Source organism: Clostridium nitrophenolicum (assembly GCF_055391695.1).
Window position 1 is genome coordinate 4292762 of record NZ_AP042469.1, and the last position, 18788, is coordinate 4311549.

General features: G+C 32.6%; 13 protein-coding genes, 4 tRNA genes and 1 rRNA gene. 3 read left to right on the forward strand and 15 right to left on the reverse strand.

Features of this window, described 5'->3' with window-relative positions; translation table 11 throughout:
* Nucleotides 1–13 precede the first annotated feature (13 nt).
* The 11 genes from ACZ5N4_RS20315 to ACZ5N4_RS20365 form a co-directional block, all read right to left on the reverse strand.
* Complete coding sequence (locus ACZ5N4_RS20315; protein ID WP_464204320.1) at nt 14–1384, reverse strand: GlmL-related ornithine degradation protein; 1371 nt, start codon at nt 1382–1384, stop codon at nt 14–16.
* A gap of 76 nt (nt 1385–1460) precedes the next feature.
* A complete protein-coding gene (gene oraE, locus ACZ5N4_RS20320; protein ID WP_464204321.1) occupies nt 1461–3665 on the reverse strand; it encodes a D-ornithine 4,5-aminomutase subunit OraE in 2205 nt (734 codons plus the stop codon).
* Nucleotides 3665–4030, reverse strand: coding sequence for an ornithine aminomutase subunit alpha (locus tag ACZ5N4_RS20325; RefSeq protein WP_464204322.1), 366 nt, complete (start codon nt 4028–4030; stop codon nt 3665–3667). Before ACZ5N4_RS20325 ends, oraE begins: the two co-directional genes overlap by 1 nt.
* Nucleotides 4031–4040: 10 nt before the next feature.
* Nucleotides 4041–5453: a 2-amino-4-oxopentanoate thiolase subunit OrtB gene (gene ortB / locus ACZ5N4_RS20330; RefSeq protein ID WP_464204323.1), complete on the reverse strand. Its 1413-nt coding sequence runs from the start codon at nt 5451–5453 to the stop codon at nt 4041–4043.
* Nucleotides 5454–5494: 41 nt separating this feature from the next.
* Entirely contained in the window at nt 5495–5785 is a 291-nt protein-coding gene (gene ortA, locus ACZ5N4_RS20335) for a 2-amino-4-oxopentanoate thiolase subunit OrtA (protein ID WP_464204324.1), read from the reverse strand.
* 373 nt (nt 5786–6158) lie between these two features.
* Nucleotides 6159–7565, reverse strand: a complete 1407-nt coding sequence (locus tag ACZ5N4_RS20340; protein ID WP_464204325.1) for a sigma-54 interaction domain-containing protein — start codon at nt 7563–7565, stop codon at nt 6159–6161.
* Nucleotides 7566–7783: 218 nt separating this feature from the next.
* Nucleotides 7784–7900, reverse strand: a 5S ribosomal RNA gene (rrf, locus tag ACZ5N4_RS20345).
* Between the two features lie 117 nt (nt 7901–8017).
* Nucleotides 8018–8092: transfer RNA gene (locus tag ACZ5N4_RS20350), tRNA-Gly, on the reverse strand.
* Nucleotides 8093–8128: 36 nt separating this feature from the next.
* Nucleotides 8129–8203: transfer RNA gene (locus tag ACZ5N4_RS20355), tRNA-Gln, on the reverse strand.
* 6 nt (nt 8204–8209) lie between these two features.
* A tRNA-Arg gene (locus tag ACZ5N4_RS20360) sits at nt 8210–8286 on the reverse strand.
* Nucleotides 8287–8291: 5 nt separating this feature from the next.
* Nucleotides 8292–8365, reverse strand: a tRNA-Gly gene (locus ACZ5N4_RS20365).
* 594 nt (nt 8366–8959) lie between these two features.
* Here ACZ5N4_RS20365 and ACZ5N4_RS20370 point away from each other — a divergent pair.
* Together ACZ5N4_RS20370 and ACZ5N4_RS20375 are read left to right on the forward strand one after the other, a co-directional pair.
* On the forward strand, nt 8960–9817 hold the full coding sequence (locus tag ACZ5N4_RS20370; RefSeq protein ID WP_464204326.1) for a TerC/Alx family metal homeostasis membrane protein: 858 nt from the start codon (nt 8960–8962) through the stop codon (nt 9815–9817).
* A 263-nt stretch (nt 9818–10080) separates the two neighbouring features.
* Nucleotides 10081–12402 (forward strand): YhgE/Pip family protein, encoded by a 2322-nt coding sequence (locus ACZ5N4_RS20375; protein ID WP_464204327.1) that lies wholly within the window; start codon nt 10081–10083, stop codon nt 12400–12402.
* Between the two features lie 61 nt (nt 12403–12463).
* Here the strand turns inward: ACZ5N4_RS20375 and ACZ5N4_RS20380 are convergent, their stop codons facing one another.
* The 3 genes from ACZ5N4_RS20380 to ACZ5N4_RS20390 form a co-directional block, all read right to left on the reverse strand.
* Nucleotides 12464–14344: a PTS fructose transporter subunit IIABC gene (locus tag ACZ5N4_RS20380; RefSeq protein ID WP_464204328.1), complete on the reverse strand. Its 1881-nt coding sequence runs from the start codon at nt 14342–14344 to the stop codon at nt 12464–12466.
* Nucleotides 14345–14439: 95 nt separating this feature from the next.
* A complete protein-coding gene (gene pfkB / locus ACZ5N4_RS20385) occupies nt 14440–15357 on the reverse strand; it encodes a 1-phosphofructokinase (protein ID WP_464204329.1) in 918 nt (305 codons plus the stop codon).
* Nucleotides 15357–16106 (reverse strand): DeoR/GlpR family DNA-binding transcription regulator, encoded by a 750-nt coding sequence (locus tag ACZ5N4_RS20390; protein ID WP_464204330.1) that lies wholly within the window; start codon nt 16104–16106, stop codon nt 15357–15359. Before ACZ5N4_RS20390 ends, pfkB begins: the two co-directional genes overlap by 1 nt.
* Before the next feature lie 216 nt (nt 16107–16322).
* Between ACZ5N4_RS20390 and ACZ5N4_RS20395 the strand changes: the two genes are divergently transcribed.
* Nucleotides 16323–17036: an HAD family hydrolase gene (locus tag ACZ5N4_RS20395; RefSeq protein ID WP_464204331.1), complete on the forward strand. Its 714-nt coding sequence runs from the start codon at nt 16323–16325 to the stop codon at nt 17034–17036.
* A 72-nt stretch (nt 17037–17108) separates the two neighbouring features.
* Here the strand turns inward: ACZ5N4_RS20395 and ACZ5N4_RS20400 are convergent, their stop codons facing one another.
* On the reverse strand, nt 17109–18740 hold the full coding sequence (locus tag ACZ5N4_RS20400) for a M20/M25/M40 family metallo-hydrolase (protein ID WP_464204332.1): 1632 nt from the start codon (nt 18738–18740) through the stop codon (nt 17109–17111).
* Nucleotides 18741–18788: the final 48 nt, after the last annotated feature.

Here is an 18788-nt window from a genome sequence, read left to right on the forward strand (position 1 = left end):
AAATACTAATTGATTATTCAAACTCTTTAATAATGCTATCTAAATTTAAGCTCTGTCTTAAAAGCGCTTCTGCTGCCTCCTTATCCTCTTTGCTCAATACTCCTGCGCAGGCCATTATATAATCCTTATCTATTAAAGCTTTAGCACCTTTTCTTGGAAGCATAGTGATGTCATCCTTTAAATACCTTATTTCCAAGAGTGTTCTTTCACCACTTGGAAGTCTTGCTAATGCACCACCGGTACCTATTATATATTTAACCTGTGATAAATCCTTGCCATAAGCTATAAAACCGCTTTCTCCGCTGTATTTTCTTTTTATAGTTCCTATATGTCTATTTACAGCTACATCTACAGCTTTTTTAGTGAGCAAACAACTGGCTTTTATATCTTCTTTTTCAATAGGGATAGCTTTTATATGCTCAGCAATATACTCCTTATTTAATTCTCCAAGATCTCTTATATCAAGCAATTCTATGACGTTTTTGCTATTTATAAAAATCCCTAAATCCCCCTCTACTGTTCTTTTAGCTTTTGGCTCCGGATTTACTAGCATATCTAGAATCACTTTACTGCCTTCAGTAACAGAATGTACATCTGTTGTAGCTCCTCCCACATCTAATACCACTAAGTCTCCTATTTTGTCATAGAGGATTTTTGAACTTTCCATTACAGCACCAGGAGTTGGCATTATACTTCCATCCACCAGTTGTTTAATTTTATTCATGCCTGGAGCTTTTATAATGTTTTTTTCAAAGGCATCCTGTATTATCTTTCTTGCAGGCTCTACATTTAATTCATCTACTCTTGGATATACATTGTCTATAATATATAGCTCCTGACCTTCAAATATTTCCTTTATTTCTTCTCTATTTTCAATATTGCCACAATACACTATTGGTTTATTAAACTTCTCTGCACTTATGAGTTCTGCATTAAAAATTGCTGTATCTCTTTCTCCATAGTCTGTACCGCCAGCAATCATTATCATATTAGGAGCAATGTCATGTATTCTTTTTATATCGCTCTTTCTCATTTTGCCAGCAGTAACCATTTTAATAATGCCACCGGCCCCTAAGGCAGCTTCTTTCGCTGCCTTAACAGTCATCTGTTCCATGAGGCCGTGTACAGTAATTTTTAACCCACCAGCTGCACTGCTGGTAGCTAACATTTTTCGCCACAAAAGTGATTCGTTTATTTTATTTTCAATATCTTTTATTGCATTTTTTAGTCCTATAGTCACGTCACCATCCAGAACTGTTGTACATGCCTTCCCCTGAAAAGGAGTATCTACAAAAATTTTGTCATTCTTATCACGATGCACGTTAAAAGCTGTCACTAAAGTAGTAGTACTGCCTATTTCTGCAACTAAATAATCAACTTCCATAAGATTCCCTCCTGTATCAATTGCTGCTTATACCTTGTAATGTCATGTATCAATATACTCTATTTAAAATTACTTCTTATTCCTCTTCATCCGGATCAACACCCATTAGCTTCTTAATAATAAAGGATGCAACATCTGTACCATTTGAACCTCTTCCAAATCCAACATCCATACCACGTGCTTTTGCAATCTCATCAGTTACCTGAGTTCCGCCAGATACAAGTATCAACTTATCTCTTACACCTTTTTCTACGCACAGATCATGAAGCTTCTGCATATTCTTTGTATGAACATCATTATGGGTTATTATTGTACTGCATAATATAGCTTGAGCTCTTGATTCTATTGCCGCATCAACAAGCTTTTCTACAGGGCAGGAAGTACCAAGATAAATTGCCTCTATACCAAACTTTTCAACCCCTCCGTGTTTAATATCTATAACTTCTCTTAATCCTACAGAGTGTTCATCCTCTCCCACAGTAGCTGCAACAACTTTTATTGGATTTTCTTTTACATAATCTCTCATTACATCTGGAGATAGGGTTTTTCTTCTCTTCGGTAGTGAAAGCTCATCTCGTTTTACAGGCATAAAATCACATACACCTTTAATTTCTACTAGAGTTCCTTCTGACATCTGTAAAACTTGTTTATGAATAATTTCTACGTCCTTTAAATTCATTCTCTTTCCCATTTCAAGTGCAGCAGCTTCGCTGATTTGTTCATTTTCAGGTATGCATAACGTAACTTTTACATATCCATCTTTTGCCCACTGAACTTCTGGAATTACTGTACCATCTTCTTTGATTCTCTCTAATCTTTTGAATACGTTGTCATTTTCATCAAGTTCATCGATATATTTAATCTTTGAATGATCACATAATGTGCATCCATTTATAGCATCACATGCATTCTTATATTCCTTAGGGATGTTATTATATCCAAAATGAGCACAAACAGGTGCAAAGTAGTCTTTGTCTCTTTTTATTATGGTTCCAACAGCATCTCCACCATCTATCTTTCTTGCTATACCGTCTCCATTTCTCTCAGGATATTCTCCTGAATCTACAAAGAATCCGGAATCGACTGCTTTAAAGTACCCACCAGCTTCAATCATTTCCTCTAAGAATAGAATAGCTCTTTCTTTTAATTCTCTTACTTTTTCTGGTAGATAACCCTCTTTTCTTAGCTCTATCATGTCCATCAGTCCATCCATACCAATAAACGCCTGCTTAGCAGTATTTACAGCATGTATATTATTATAGTGCCATGGAACATTTCTTCCCTCGTCAGGGGTTATTGTGCTTTGAATATCTGCAGAAGTTAACTGTGATATCAACAGATTTAAAGTATGTCCTACAGTAGCTTCTCTTTCACAGGACTCTATATATTTTGTGTTCATTTGCGCTCTCATTTTATATTTGCTAAATAACTCTCTTAATGCTACTGCATATGGTAAATCATATTTCATGCATGGTGCTGGTGCAGATGTTGGAGGAACTGTTGAAAGAGCTATATTCTCTGGCTTCATTCCAACTAATTCTGAAAACTTTGCATTTATAGCATGCTGTACCATAAGTTCTGGCATTACATTATAGCCTTTCATTGCTGTAGCATTAGCATTGTGAGCACCATCTATCTGCAGCATATCTGCCCAAACCATTATTTTTTTCGCTACTGCTGCATCTACAAAGGATCTAAACATATTAACATTTCTATAAAGCACATTGTACTGAGGGTCCTGATGCGCTCCATTTACTCCCTCTTCAGCAAACATAACAGCTATGTCAGGACCAGCCACTCCAGATACGTAAGAATGAAAATTTATCTTTCTTCCTACTTCTTCTTCTATTAAATCTATGGCTTTTCTTGTTGCCCTAACTTGCTTTCTTGTAATAGGAACGCCACCTATTCCCTCTGGGGTACCTTCTATTAATCCATCAAAGTGACTTTGCCCTGCTGTTCTTATAACCATTAAGTGATCTGCACCATGCCATGCTGCCATTCTCATTCTTCTTATATCATCTTCAAACCTTCCGGAAGCTATTTCTGTGGTAATAACCGGTTGTGGCTGTGGATCAATGCTATTAAAGCTTCTTGCAGCTGGAAGCGGTTGACTGTTTTCTAAAGATTTAGATATCTCACTATAAGTAAACTCACCAGCTTTTCCTTCTTCATTTTTTTCTCTCCAGTGCCAACCTCTCCACTTTGGTTCATATTTGTCTAAATCTCTTAATATTTCTTCTATGTCTATTTTCTTATTTGCCTCTAATCTCTCAATCATTACTTGTCACCGCCTTTCATTTTGTCAATAACTAAATCCCAACCTACACCTTTTGCTAATTCTTCTCCTGCTTTTAAATAATTAATATTTTTTATTTTTGCATAAGTTAAAACTACATTGCCCATTCCTTTATCTAATAAATTCCACTTTGTTCCATAATCCACTATTGGCTGTGCATCTAAACTGGAAAATCCCATTCTCAAGAGCACTGAACGTTCAATTGCTGGTGATGTATGTGTATATGCTAAGTCTACTAATGGCTTTATAATTTGCTCTGTTAAATCCCAAAACCTTTCATATAACTTTTCGTCACTTAAATCTTTTAAATGCTGTCTTCTTATTTCAAAATCACTTTCCCTTTTCATACATTTCCCCCTACTCTATACTTATATTATTTTCTTTTAATAACTCTTTAGTTTCTTTTAATGATAACTTGGTCTCCTCTAACAGGAATTTAAGATCCCTTTGTTCAATTTCATTTCCCTTTATTCTCTTTAAAGAATTTCTTATATATGACTTTCTTAACTCTTTCATATTTGCATCTATTACTGATACTAATGAAGGATGAGAAGGTAATATTATGTTCTTACCTGGAACTTCTTCCTTTGGATTACCTATAATGATTTCAATACCATTTTCTTTTGCAAAATTAAGCTGAGCTATAGGATGCTTGCCCGCCCCTGTGTATTCAGTTTCTTGAACAACTATTATTTCATCATTATCATATTCTTGCGCAATTGCAAAAGCAGCAGCCAGTGATGTATTTCCTGCTGGACCTCTTTCTAAGCCCTCTAGTTGAGCTAGCACTTCAGTCATCCAGAATACTTCACCCTGGCTTATGGTTACATATCTGTCCATATACCTTAATGGTCTTGCTGCACTTCTTGGAACATCTGATCTATCAGGGTTCGTCATGAACGGAATGCCAAACCCCGTGTGCCCTGTAGTAAAGGATTTCTTATTGAAGGCTATATCTGATGCCATATGAAGACCGCTCAAATCTACAGATGAACCTATTATTTTTGTATCTAACGCTCCTGCTTTTATTAGGCCTCTAGCTGTACCAGTAACATTGCCGCCTCCTGCATGTGTTACCACTACAGCACTAGGGTCTCTTTCAAACTTTTCTCTACATTGTTCTGCTATCTCATAACCTAATGTTTCTACTCCAGCTATTCCATAGGAGGAATATAAGGATGCATTATAATATCCTGTATCTTCAAGTATTTTCAGATATGTGTAGAATAACTCTGGCCCAACAGTAAGCCTAATAACTTCTGCTCCATAACCCTCACACTTTCTTCCTTTTTCTATGATTTCAGGCTGTCCAATTTTTCTTGAATCATAGCATTCATTTGCTATTATGCATTTGAGTCCTCTTATATTAGCTTGAGAGGCTACTGCTGCACCATAATTACCAGAAGTGGCTGCAGCTACACCTTTATAACCTCTTTTCATAGCATCATACACAGACACTGATGCTCTTCTATCCTTAAAGCTTCCCGATGGATTACAGCTCTCATCTTTTATAAATATTCTAGCAGCCTTACCTGTTTTAGAAGCCTTTCTTGCTAACTTTGTTATGTTTTTAAGTTCTATTAATGGAGTATTTCCAACCCCAGCCTCTTTTTGAATTTCTCGAACTTCCTCTAAACAATATCCTACATCTCTCATAAGGCCTTCATAATTAAATGAAAGTTTTCCAGTTTCATATTTATCAAAATCAATCCCAACAGATTTAAGCATAATTTGACTCTTTCTTGCCATAAGTTCTTCATACTTATTCATTATTTATTACCCCCTTCTTTTCTTAAATGCAGGCTTAGCAATTATTCTTTTATGATGTCTCTAACTTGTTTTCTCACATAGCTTAGTTCTTGAACATATTTTCCAAAGGAATGATCATATCCTGGTTCAATCTCAACAACTTTTCCTCTTGCAATTCTTCCTACATTTGTTTCAACTTCTACCTCGCCACCAATTTCACAGTCCTGTAAACAGTTTCCTCTTATCCAGCACTTAAGTGGTGTTTGTTTAGTTTCTTCAGGTATACTTTGAGATCTCTCCTTCGGTGTTAAAACAGTCTCTTCAATTTCTACCCATGTACCCTTTTTTATCATATACTCTTCACCTACCACATAAAAAATTTTAACTTAAATAAATTAGCCTACTATTGTATACACATCTCATAGTGATTTCTTAGGCAAAATTTTATTTACTTTTATGTATTACTTATATAGCAATTGCCATGCCAAATAAAAAAGCATGTATTTTGGCCTTGTTCCAAAATACATGCATAAATTAAGGAAAAATTTTTTGCACTATTTATTTAAATATTTTTAATAGAATTAAATAAGCTTACTAATATGCACATAAAACCCAATTATTGTAAAAGCAATTTTTTTTGCACGTCTCGCAAAGATTTTTGCACTTATGCAGATTAATCAAATTTACTTAATATTTATACAATTACTGCAAATAGTTCACTACAAGCTAATCTATTTTATTAATATTATACTTTTTAATCTTATATTGTAAGTTTTGTCTCGAAACATTTAACTGTTTGGAAGTTCTACTAACATTATATTGATTATTTTTCAATGTTCTTTTTATTATCTCTTTTTCAATATTGCCAATATATTGTTCCAAGTCAAAGTTATGATTTTTATCTATAATAAGGTTTTCAATATCTATTTGAGTTTCATTTAAGGACTTACTGAATATTTTCGGATCAAAATGCCAATAACTTAAAATAGAATTGTTATCTGCCATGTTCATAGAAGATTCTATTGCATTTTTTAATTCTCTTATATTCCCTGGCCAATTATATTCTATTAGCTTTTCCATAACGTCTTTATCAATTCCTATTATATTTTTGTCTAAAATTTTATTATAATTTTCAATGAATTTATCTAACAATATAGGTATATCCTCTTTTCTTTCCCTCAATGGTGGTATATTTAACCTTATAACACTTAATCTATAATAAAAATCTTTTCTAAGTTTTCCGCTTTCAATTAGTTTTTCGGGCTCTTCATTTAATGTTGCTATTACTCGAACATCACAATCTATAACTTTGCTGCTTCCAACAGGTCTTATATATCCATCCTGTAATACTCTTAAAAGCTTAGATTGAAGATAAGGTTCCATTGAATTAACTTCATCTAACAAAATCGTTCCTCGATTCGCCTCTTCGAATAACCCCTTTTTATTTTCTGCTCCTGTAAAACTCCCTTTTTCTGTTCCAAAAAGCATTCCTTCAAGCAAAGCGGCAGGAATAGCTGCACAATTTATAGGTATAAACGGTTTGTCCTTCCTAATTCCGTTATAATGAATGCTTTGTGCAAAAACTTCTTTACCGCATCCAGTTTCTCCATAAATTAAGACAGAAGAATTTGATATACTTGCTTTTTTAGCTTTTTCTATAGCACTTTTCATTGTAGGAGTGTTTCCACATATATCGCTAAAGGTATAGTTCTTTTTTGATTTCACATTTATTTCCTGTAACTTACATATACACTCTGTTAGTTCCTTTAGTTTTGTCATATCTTTAGCTATTTCAATAGCAGCTATATTTTTACCATTATGGATTATTGGCACAGTAGTATTTATAGTTGTGACTTTTTTCTTGTATTCGTTGCTATACTGCTGAATTAAGTCCACAATTTTCTTACCGGTTTTTAGAGCATTCATTAGAGTAGATGTATCTTCCTTTACATCCTTTAGGTATTCATTAACTCTTTTCCCTAGAACTTTCCCAGGTTCAATTCCTTCTATCTTGCCCATAGCCTTATTGTAATACATCGTCTTACCGTTGGAATCAACTATTTGAATTCCTTCGTCTAAATTTTCTAATAAACACTCTAATACCTTTTCTGCATTGAATAAATTTGAAACCATTTTATCCCCCTCAATTCCATAGTATTTATAATTTTAAACTACAGAGTTAAAATCCATCCCCATATAAATAGAAGCAACTCATTTTCCATATTATTCCGTTATATAAATTATAAGTTTAATTACTCTTCAAATCAATATACTGATTATTCTAAATACTTTTTATATTTACTAAGCAAAATAAAAAAACACTAAGCAAATGCTTAGTGTTTTTTTATTGAATCCGGCAGCGACCTACTCTTCCACAGGGTCTCCCCTGCAGTACCATCGGCACTCTGAAGCTTAACCATCGTGTTCGGAATGGAAACGGGTGTTACCTTCACGTCATTACCACCGGATGCTGATTTGTCAAAATCTTCGATTTTGGTAACAAATCAGTACTCCTCAGCTCCGCTGAGTGAGTTTCATTTAAATATGAACTTTTATAATTGCTTTATATAATATAAAGCATATGTTGGAGCGGAAGACGGGATTCGAACCCGCGACGTTCACCTTGGCAAGGTGACGCTCTACCACTGAGCCACTCCCGCAAATTCATGACATCTCAATAATTATTAAAGTTTAAATGGCTGGGATAGCAGGATTCGAACCTACGAATACCAGAGTCAAAGTCTGGTGCCTTACCGCTTGGCGATATCCCAAAATAATGGTGCGTCTTAAGGGATTCGAACCCCTGGCACACGGCTTAGAAGGCCGTTGCTCTATCCAACTGAGCTAAAAACGCATATTTGGAGCGGGTGAAGGGAATCGAACCCTCGTAACTAGCTTGGAAGGCTAGCACTCTACCATTGAGTTACACCCGCATATACTTACATGTCCTTAGTACATTTATGAATTATATACTATCTTATACTGCTTGTCAACTATATTTTAAAATAAGTTTATATTTTTATTTGATTGCTATCGTTATTAATACTTCCATCGTACGTTATGAAAGTAATTCGCATCAGATCAACACTCTATGGAAGCATCGGATAAAATTAGAACTAAAAACTCTGCTTATTTTGGTTTCCTATAATGCTATCTATAATAGTAGTTTTAATTTTCAAAACAAGCGTTAATTATTAACTCTTAACACAATTAAGCTTTATATTTAAAGACATATTTATAACTTGACTAATAAGAATTTATGTGATATTATACCATTATAGAATTTAATAAAGTTAGTTAAAAGGGAGTAATTTAAACTGCAAAATCAACATTCCGATTTGAATATTTATCAAATCTGGTTTTGTAGGCCTTTGTGAGGTAATAAGACTTTTAACATAATCTTTAGGGTTATGTTAAAAGTCTTTTGTTTTTTACTTTACTACATAGTCTCACAATATTAAATTTCTTAATAATCTTATTTAATTAAAGCATTATTAAATTTACTTAAATAATAAAGGAGGAATTTTATGTCTACTAAAAAATCAATGTTAACATTAGGTCTATGGGTGGGACTAGCTTTACTATTTAATATAGGTATTTATATATTTATGGGTTCAGAAAAAGCTTTATCTTTTTTAGGTGGATATGTAATTGAGCAAAGCTTAAGTCTAGACAATCTATTCTTATTTTTACTTGTTTTTGAAGGATTTTCAATTAAACCAGAATATCAAAAGAAAGTTCTTACCTATGGTATATGGGGTGCAATAATTTTAAGATTTATATTTATTGTATTAGGAATAACTGTGATTAATAAGTTCCACTGGATGCTATATATATTTGGTTTAATACTAATAATAAGTGGAATTAAAATGTTTAAAGAGAATGATAAAGTTAACAATATAAAAGATAGTAAATTACTTAAATTTATTAATAAAATCATTCCTGTTTCAGATAAACTAGAAGGCGAAAAGTTTTTTATAAGAAAAAATAAAAAACTTTATATAACTCCTCTTTTTGCAGTATTATTGCTTATAGAAGGTTCGGATATTATATTTGCTATAGACTCAATCCCTGCTATATTTTCTATAACAACAGATCCTTTTATAGTTTATACTTCAAATATATTTGCAATTTTGGGACTTAGAAGTATGTACTTCCTTTTATATAGGCTTCATGAAAAATTTGCTTATATAAAATACGGTGTTGCATGTATATTAATATTTACAGGTATAAAGTTATTAGCATTATTATTTAATATACACATATCAGTAGTAGTGTCCTTAGTGTCCATATTTACTATACTTGCAATAAGCCTTTTAGCTTCTGTATTTATAAATAACAAAAGTAAAGATGACGAAGCTACCAGCTATTCAAATATACAATAATTAGAACTTAATAGTTGCTATTTAACTAATTATAATATATGTATTATTTAAAATTAGAGATCACCAGAATCAAGTAAATTATGATTCCAGTGATCTCTATTTATATGTAATTTATTAATTTATTTCCTTAAATCTACATATCTGAGTACAGTTTTCATGGAAATTAGTTTTAAATAAGCTTGAAATTTGTTTCACTTTGTTGTATAACATTATTGTACTGACTGGTCAGTACTTATTTTATTATAGGAGGATGTGTTTGATTTATGAAATTATTTAAAATTTTTAAAAGTGAATTAAAATCAATATACCAAAATAAAATCAAACTAGCAGCAACTGCAGCGGTCATAGTCATTCCTCTTTCGTACAGCTTATTCTATTTAAAAGCTTATTGGGATCCCTATGGCAATTTAAAAAATTACAATATAGCTGTAGTAAACAAAGACAGAGGTACCTCTACAGAGGGCAAAAGTTATAACTATGGTAATGACATAGTTAATAATCTAAAGGATAAGAATGATGTAGGCTTTAAATTTGTTTCTGAAGAAGAAGCTACTAAAGGCATAGCTAATGACAAGTACTTTGCAGAAATTCAAATTCCTGAGGATTTTTCTCAAAAAATAGTAAGTGCAAAAGATGGTAAAGCTATATCACCTAAAATCATTTATCTTTCAAACAACAAGAAAAATTACATTGGCACAAAAATCTCTGATGCTATAAAAAATGAATTCGTTAATGAGATTAAGAAAAGTATTTCTGGGGAATACGGTGCAATTGCATTTGATAGCATATATGAAATGAAAGACGGTATGAAAGATGCCTCAAATGGAACAGAAAAGTTATATGATGGAACTAGCAAATTAAAAGATGGAAGTCAAAGTCTTAATACTGGATTAAAGGAAATGGACAAACAAGTTCCTGAGCTTCAAAATGGTGTTAGTTCTCTAGCTAACGGTTCAGATCAATTGAATAATGGTCTTGGACAACTTAACTCAAAGATTCCAGAATTATCAGCTGGTGCAAATAAGTTGACTTCAGGAGCAACAACATTAAATAAAGGTATGAACAGTCTGCAGGAAGGTGCAAAAGAGTTAACGGATAAATCTTCGGATTTAAAAAATGCTGGAGACTCCTTAAATGAGAATTTTGATAGTAAGCTTATATCAGGTTATACTCAGGTTTCTAGTGGCTTGAAAAGTGGCGCAGATCAGCTAAGCTCTGGAGCTAATCAGGTGCAGAATGGAGTAAATTCTTTAATTACTACATTAAATCAAAATCAGTACGCTATGAGTAATGGACAGAAACAACTTCAAGCATATCTGGCAGCGCATCCAGAAGCAATGCAAGATCCTAATATGCAAGCATTTCTATCAACAATGCAATCTATATCAGATCAGTCTACTAATCCTGATAATTCAAAAAATATAGAAATGCTGAAAGATGGTGTAAACCAAGTAGCTACTGGTGCCTCAAATTTATCAAGTCAACTTGATATAAATAATCAAAACTCCGCATCAGGAATGTTTTACTCTGGACTTAATAGCTTTAAGTCTCAAGGAATTGAACCATACACGACAGGTGTTAACCAATATGCGAACGGAGTATACCAACTATCTTTAGGAATTAATACAATATCACAGGGGTCATCCCAGCTAGCAAGTGGTTTAGAAAATCTTGATAGCAATATGCCACTGCTTCAAAATAGTTCTAAACAGCTATATGATGGTTCTTATCAACTAACTAAGGGTCTGGGCCAACTTAATAGTCAGGTGCCTAATCTAGCTCAAGGTGTAAATCAGCTAACTGAAGGTTCTGGTCAACTAAGTAATGGGCTAAATGATTTGAAGAATGGAACAAAGGAACTCGATACTGGATTAAATAATGGTATAAAGAAAGTTGAAGACAATGTTAAAACTCCGAGCAAAGATCTAGGAAATTTTATAGGTAACCCAGTAAAAGTAGATGAACAAAACTTAAATCCTATAAATAACTACGGTTCAGGATTGGCACCATATTTCTTACCGATATCCATATGGCTTGGTGCAGTTTTCATGTTTCTTGTAATTAAAACTAAGAAAGATGATTATAAAGAACTTAGCAATGTTCAGCTTGTTCTTGGAAAATTTATTCCATATGCTGTTATTGGTATAATTCAAGCTGTATCATTAGGTGGAATAGTACTAGCACTTGGAATTGAGCCATCGAATACTTTACTTCTATTTTTACTATTAACCTTAATGGCTCTTTCCTTTGACTCTATAATTCATTGCTTTATGAATCTATTTGGACTTGTCGGTGAAGGACTAGCTGTTGTATTATTAGTACTTCAATTATGCTCAGATTCTGGTACCTTCCCTATTGAAGTGTTACCTAAGTTCTTCCAGGCTATAAGTCCATACTTACCTTTCACTTACGCTGTAGAAGCTATAAGAGAAATATTATTTGCATCAAGAATAAACTATTCAATTATTCAAAAGGACGCATTAATATTAGTTCTCTTTGGACTAATAGCAATGATTGTTAACATCATATTCGTTAGAAAAGGTGAAAAACTCTCAGAAAGCCTTGAAGAAAAATTGGCAGCTTAGTATATAAAAAAGCCTTGTTAAAATAGAAGTTTTTAAACTTATTTTAACAAGGCTTTTTTAATTAATCTTCTATTGGTTTTTTAAGGAATCCTAACATTATTGCTGTAACAAAAGATCCAATTAATATAGCCGCTACATATAATAATGGGTTACCTTTTACTATAGGAATTACGAAGATTCCTCCATGTGGGGCTGGAAGCCCTATATTAAACATCATAGTAAGCGCTCCTGCTATCGCTGAACCTACAACTATCGAAGGTATAACTCTACCAGGGTCAGCTGCTGCAAAAGGTATAGCACCTTCAGTTATAAAACTTGCACCCATTATATAACAAGTTTTACCTGCATCTCTTTCCTGTTTTGTAAATCTATTTTTAAATAATGTAGTTGCAATAGCAATACCTAATGGTGGAACCATACCTCCAGCCATAATTGCAGCATGAGGATAATAATTCCCTGAACCAATCATTGCTATTCCAAAGGTAAATGCAGCTTTATTTATTGGACCACCCATATCAATAGCCATCATTCCACCTAATACTATACCAAGAATTATCTTATTGGCAGTCCCCATAGAACTTAACCAACTTGTAACACCTGCATTAAGAGCTTTAACCGGATTAATAACAACGAGGAACATAATAGCTCCAGTGATGAATATTCCAAATAGCGGATATAATAGTACTGGCTTTATGCCCTCTAATGACTGTGGTAATTTAGAGAATATATTTTTAAGACCTAATACAACGTAGCCACCGAGGAAACCTGCAATTAACCCTCCTAAGAATCCAGCACCATTATTTGCTGCTATAAATCCTCCAACCATCGCTGGCGCAAAACCTGGTCTGTCAGCTATACTGCTGCCTATGAATCCAGCTAGAACTGGTATCATTAGTGAAAATGCATTTCCACCACCTATATCCATTAAAAGCTTAGCTGTTGGGTTAAAGGATGGGTCCTTTGGATCAAAAGCTTTTATACCAAACATAAAGCAAATTGCTATTAATATACCTCCTCCTACAACAAAAGGAAGCATATTGGAAACACCATTCATAAGATGTTTATAGAATCCTGTTCTTTCATTTTTACTTGCTGATACATTTTTATCATTTCCGCTGTGATGATATACTGCTGCATCACCACTTAACCCTTTATTTAAAAGCTCTTCTGGCTTCTTAATAGCTTGGGCAACAGGAACTTGAATTAGTTTCTTACCCTCAAATCTAGACATTTCAACTTGCTTATCTGCAGCAACTATAATAGCAGTTGCCTTTTCGATTTCTTCTTCTGTTAATCTATTTTTAACCCCCGTAGAACCATTAGTTTCTACCTTTATATCTATTCCCATATCTTTGGCTTTATTTTTTAATGCATCAGCTGCCATATAAGTATGAGCTATGCCAGTTGGACATGCAGTTACAGCTAATACTAAACCATTAGATTCTCTATTCTTAGTATTTACATCTTGTTTTTGTTCCTTTAAATAACTCTTTTCTTCACTATCGATTAATGATAAAATCTCATTCTCTGAATTTGCACTCATAAGCTTTTCTCTAAAGCTTTCATTCATAAGCATACTGGATAATCTAGATAATGTATCTAAGTGCTCATTATGAGCTCCTTCGCTTGCCGCTATCATAAAAAATATGTGAGAACTGTTTCCGTCTAAAGAATCATAATCTATTCCACTCTTAGAGCGGCCAAAAGCTAAGGCTGGAGTTTTAACTGCAGATGTTTTCGCATGTGGAATTGCTATTCCTTCTCCTATTCCTGTTGAAAATTCATTTTCCCTTTTCCATATGGCATTCTTAAATTCTTCTTTGTTATTTAGTCTTCCTGCTCTATCTAATTTATTTGTCAATTCATCTATTACGTCAGCTTTTGTGTTTGATTTTAAATCTACAATAATCGTTTCTTTTGTTAGAAGCTCTGTAATTTTCATAACTTTCCTCCTATTTTTAAAAGGTTTTCATCTTAGGCATTAATTTTTTATTATTTAAATTGTACTTCAGAAAAATAATTTCTCTGAAGTAACTTTTAAGAAGATAATTTAGTGATCTTAACCTGTACAAGTAGCTTTTCTACCTCTTCCCTTTTGCATAAGTCCATAGAAAATGCTGTAGCGCTTCCCGATGCTACTCCGTATCTAAAAGCTTCGTTAATATCTTGAGTTTTAGAATAGCTAGCAAGGAATCCTGCTATAAGTGAATCTCCTGCCCCTACTGAATTTTTTACAATTCCTTTTGGAGCAGATGCATGATATACTCCTTCACTACATATTAATAGCGCACCTTCACCTGCCATAGATATAATTACATTTTGTGCTCCCATTTCTCTAAGCTTTTGTGAATATTTTATTATATCCTCTTTCTTATAAATCTCAATATTAAATATTTCACCTAATTCGTGATTGTTAGGCTTAATCAAAAATGGCTTGTGTCTTAGTGTAGATATCAAAGCCTCACCAGTAGTATCTACAACTACTTTTACCTCTTTATTTTTTACCTTCTCTTGAATTTGCGAATATATATTCCTTGGAAGAGACTTCTGCACATTTCCAGCCAACACTAAAATGTCTTCTGAATTTAGAGCATCTATCTTTCCAAATAACTTATTTAAATCTTCTTCCCCAATATTAGGACCACTACCATTTATCTCTGTTTCTTCATTAGAACTAAGCTTAACATTTATTCTCGTATCTCCATTTACCTGGATAAAATCAGTATATATTTCTTCCTTTTGAAGAAAACTCTCTATAAACTGTCCTGTAAATCCCCCAATAAAACCTAATGCCCTGCTTTTTATTCCTAAGTTATTTAAAACTCTTGATACATTTATACCTTTTCCACCAGCATATTTATTTTCGTCAACCACTCTGTTAACAGTTCCTGCTGTGAAGTTTTCAACCTTAATAACATAGTCTATTGAAGGGTTAAAAGTTACAGTATATATCATTAAATTGTCACAACCTTTACTTTAGTTTTTTCATTATATTCTTTGTAATTTTCAACTTCCGAATTTGTAATTATAACAGCATCTTTTAAATCTGCTACTTTTACAAAGCTAACTTCTCCAAATTTGCTTTCATCAGCCAATACAAAGGATTGTCTTGAATGCTTGATAGCGTTTTCTTTAAGCATAGCCTCTTCGGAATCTGGAGTAGTAAAACCACATTCAATGTGTATTCCATTTATACCCAGAAAACATTTATCAAATCTGAACTTCTCAAGACTTTTTAGAGCATCTGAGCCTATAACTGCCTTTGTTATATTTTTAATTTTTCCTCCAAGTATATAGGCATTTATGTCTTTATCAACTAGAGCATTTATATGCTTAAGACCATTAGTAACAACAACAATGTTGCTTTTATCTATATATTGAATCATTTCATAGGTTGATGTACCAGCATCTAGATATACACTGTCGCCATCTTCTATTAAAGATGCGGCATATTTAGCAATAATCTTCTTCTCATCTACGCTTTGAACTTCTTTTTCACTATAGCTGGGTTCAATTAGCCTTCCTTTAGGTAGTGTTGCACCACCATGTATTCTTTTCAAAGCATTAATACTCTCTAAATAAGTTAAATCTCGTCTTATAGTCGATTCTGATGTATTAGTAGCCTCTATAAGATCTATTATTTTTATTACCCCTTTTTCTCTTAATAAATCTAATATAATACTGTGTCTTTCTTCAGTCAGCATTTTATCACCTACTTATTGATATATAATATCTTTACTCTATGTAAACATTATAATATAGGAATTTTCAAAAATCAATCATTTTCATTCAAAAACATTTAAAATTTTTCACACAAAACGTCAATATCATTCATAAGTTGAGAAAAAACTTTCATCAATAATAGTAAATTCCTCCTCCCTGTGATAAAATATTTTACATAACAATTAAGGAGGATAGCTATGAATACTATTTTATTTGATCTAGATGGAACATTACTTCCACTGGATATGGCTCTGTTTGAAAAAATATACTTTGAAGAACTTACAAAATCCTTTTCTGATATACTGACTCCAGAGGAGCTTGCCAAAAACATATGGGGTTCTACTAAGACTATGGTGGCAAATTTGGAGGATAAAACCAACGAAGATGTATTTATGAATGACTTTGGCCAAAGGGTAAACTATGACTTATTAAAAATTAAGCAGCGTTTCGATGATTTTTATGATACTACTTTCTTTAGAGTTAAAGAGGCGGTTAAAGATGTTGAATCTATTAGAGAAAGTGTTAAAATCTTAAAAGAAAAAGGATACAAAATTGTAATTGCCACAAATCCACTCTTTCCAATTAAAGCAATCCATCATAGAGTTCGTTGGGCTGGTTTTGATCCTAAAGAGTTCTCTTACATATCAAGCTTTGAAAAAAATCATTATTGTAAACCTCAATTGAAGTACTACGAAGAAATATTAAATGATATTTCTAAAAATCCTGAAGAATGTCTTATGGTTGGAAATGATGTACAAGAAGATCTTGTGTCAAAACAATTAGGTATGAAGACATATTTAATAACGGACAATCTACTCCATAGAACAAAAGATGAGATAATATCAGATTATATAGGAGAATATAAAGATTTCTATGAATTTGTCAAAACCTTGCCTTATGTTCAAGATTAAAATTTGATAACGAATAATTTAAGGCACAAAAAACCAATTAGTCTTTTGTGCCTTAAATTATATCCTTGATTTCTACTTAAGTAGAGAAAAAATCATATTTTTGTACAATTCAGGAACTACATTAAATGAATATGGGACATTCAACCTTTCAGTATATTTATGAAAGTCCTTTCCTTCACCACCAAAAACTATACCTGGAATATTAAGCTTATCTAAACAGTCTAATGGTAATTTATAATTTATATCATAAGCAACAATATTAGATGATAAATGATCTAGATTTTTACTTCCTTCTATTCCAGTATAACTTAAATCAGATATAGCCATAAAAAAGTCTTCTTTTATAAGTTTTTCATTAAATTTCTTTTCAGCAAGTTCTATTGTTTCATCTATAACTTCTATAAACCTTTTACTTTTATCATCTATACCTTGTAAATATTTATGTGGATAGTATGGAGGAATAAAAGAAACTATTATCATTGGTTTTTTGCTATTATATTTTTCATAAGTCTCTTTGACAATATTTATTGCAATAGTCTGGTTGTCCATTTTTTCTTTTTTCCAAAGCTCAACCTTGTCCTTTATATATTTATCAAAATCTTTTACTTTAGCCTTAACTTCCATTAAAAGCTCTTCATAAGTCATAACACAAGGTTCTCCTTCCATGTATTGAACTTTATCTGGAGATTTTTTTATAAATTTATCTCTCTTTTCCTTTAATAAATCTAAAACATTGTTAAAAGCTTTTAAACTTAACTCCTTTAAATCCCTCATAAGTTTGTCTTCTGAAATACTTAAAGTTAATATGTTATAATATGCTGCTGCATATAATGGAGTCTGTACAGAGTATAGCTCCTTTAAATCTAACTGTTTTAGGCATGTAGGTGGTGGTGTAATAGTATCGTTAACTTGATCCGAAAAATCCGGATTATACTCTAATAGCCTATTTATTTCTGAAACTAAGGCATTGGGATTTAATCCTTTAAGAGATTCTCCTACATGAGTTTCCTTACCTACGCAGAAAAATAATGGCATTATCTTTCCCACAGTTCCCATATAGAGCTTTTTTAACTTATCATTTTCATTATCAGGTATACAACATTCAGAAACAATTACTCCACAATAGTCGTATCCCCTCTCCTCTTGTAGTTTTAAAAAGAAAGGTACAGATGCAATCATTCCTTCTGAGTTACTTTCCTCTCCGGGCACTGCTAAGAATAGCAAATTTCCTTTAAAATTCCTCTCTTCACTAAGTTCTCTAAGCATTTCTATGTCTAAGGCTATGCCATATTTCATATCGGCAGTACCTCTTCCAAAAATCCATTTACCGGATTCAAGATCTCTTAATGCTTCTTTATCTAGATTTAACTCACTGATTCTCTTAGTACATTCTTCAATATTGAAAGCAACAGGTTTTAAGTGTCCAAACTCTTCTACTTCTACTACATCTAGATGCCCTGTTAATATTAGTGTGTTATTTGATTGTTCTTTTCCATGCACAACACCCCATACAAAACTTCTTCCATATGGGTCTTCTTCTATTAGTTCCATACCAAAATTCTTTTTATTGTTTTTGAAATATGGTATTTCCGATAGTATGCTGTATATCTTTTCAGATGTTATATTTTCACTTTCTGTACCTGATACTCCAGGTGCTGCAACTAATTCTTTTAACGTATTGTAAACCTTATCACTTAAAGTCATTTCCTCTCCTCCTTTTTTGCGTCCCTGTATATTATATATTAAAAAACT

Excerpts from the sequence above, each read along its gene's own strand:
- ACZ5N4_RS20315 (WP_464204320.1), bottom strand. The coding sequence starts at position 1,384 with ATGGAAGTTGATTATTTAGTTGCAGAAATAGGCAGTACTACTACTTTA.
- ortA (WP_464204324.1), bottom strand. The coding sequence starts at position 5,785 with ATGATAAAAAAGGGTACATGGGTAGAAATTGAAGAGACTGTTTTAACA.
- ACZ5N4_RS20375 (WP_464204327.1), top strand. The coding sequence starts at position 10,081 with ATGAAATTATTTAAAATTTTTAAAAGTGAATTAAAATCAATATACCAA.
- ACZ5N4_RS20370 (WP_464204326.1), top strand. The coding sequence starts at position 8,960 with ATGTCTACTAAAAAATCAATGTTAACATTAGGTCTATGGGTGGGACTA.
- oraE (WP_464204321.1), bottom strand. The coding sequence starts at position 3,665 with ATGATTGAGAGATTAGAGGCAAATAAGAAAATAGACATAGAAGAAATA.
- ortB (WP_464204323.1), bottom strand. The coding sequence starts at position 5,453 with ATGAATAAGTATGAAGAACTTATGGCAAGAAAGAGTCAAATTATGCTT.
- ACZ5N4_RS20325 (WP_464204322.1), bottom strand. The coding sequence starts at position 4,030 with ATGAAAAGGGAAAGTGATTTTGAAATAAGAAGACAGCATTTAAAAGAT.
- ACZ5N4_RS20390 (WP_464204330.1), bottom strand. The coding sequence starts at position 16,106 with ATGCTGACTGAAGAAAGACACAGTATTATATTAGATTTATTAAGAGAA.
- ACZ5N4_RS20395 (WP_464204331.1), top strand. The coding sequence starts at position 16,323 with ATGAATACTATTTTATTTGATCTAGATGGAACATTACTTCCACTGGAT.
- pfkB (WP_464204329.1), bottom strand. The coding sequence starts at position 15,357 with ATGATATATACTGTAACTTTTAACCCTTCAATAGACTATGTTATTAAG.
- ACZ5N4_RS20380 (WP_464204328.1), bottom strand. The coding sequence starts at position 14,344 with ATGAAAATTACAGAGCTTCTAACAAAAGAAACGATTATTGTAGATTTA.
- ACZ5N4_RS20400 (WP_464204332.1), bottom strand. The coding sequence starts at position 18,740 with ATGACTTTAAGTGATAAGGTTTACAATACGTTAAAAGAATTAGTTGCA.
- ACZ5N4_RS20340 (WP_464204325.1), bottom strand. The coding sequence starts at position 7,565 with ATGGTTTCAAATTTATTCAATGCAGAAAAGGTATTAGAGTGTTTATTA.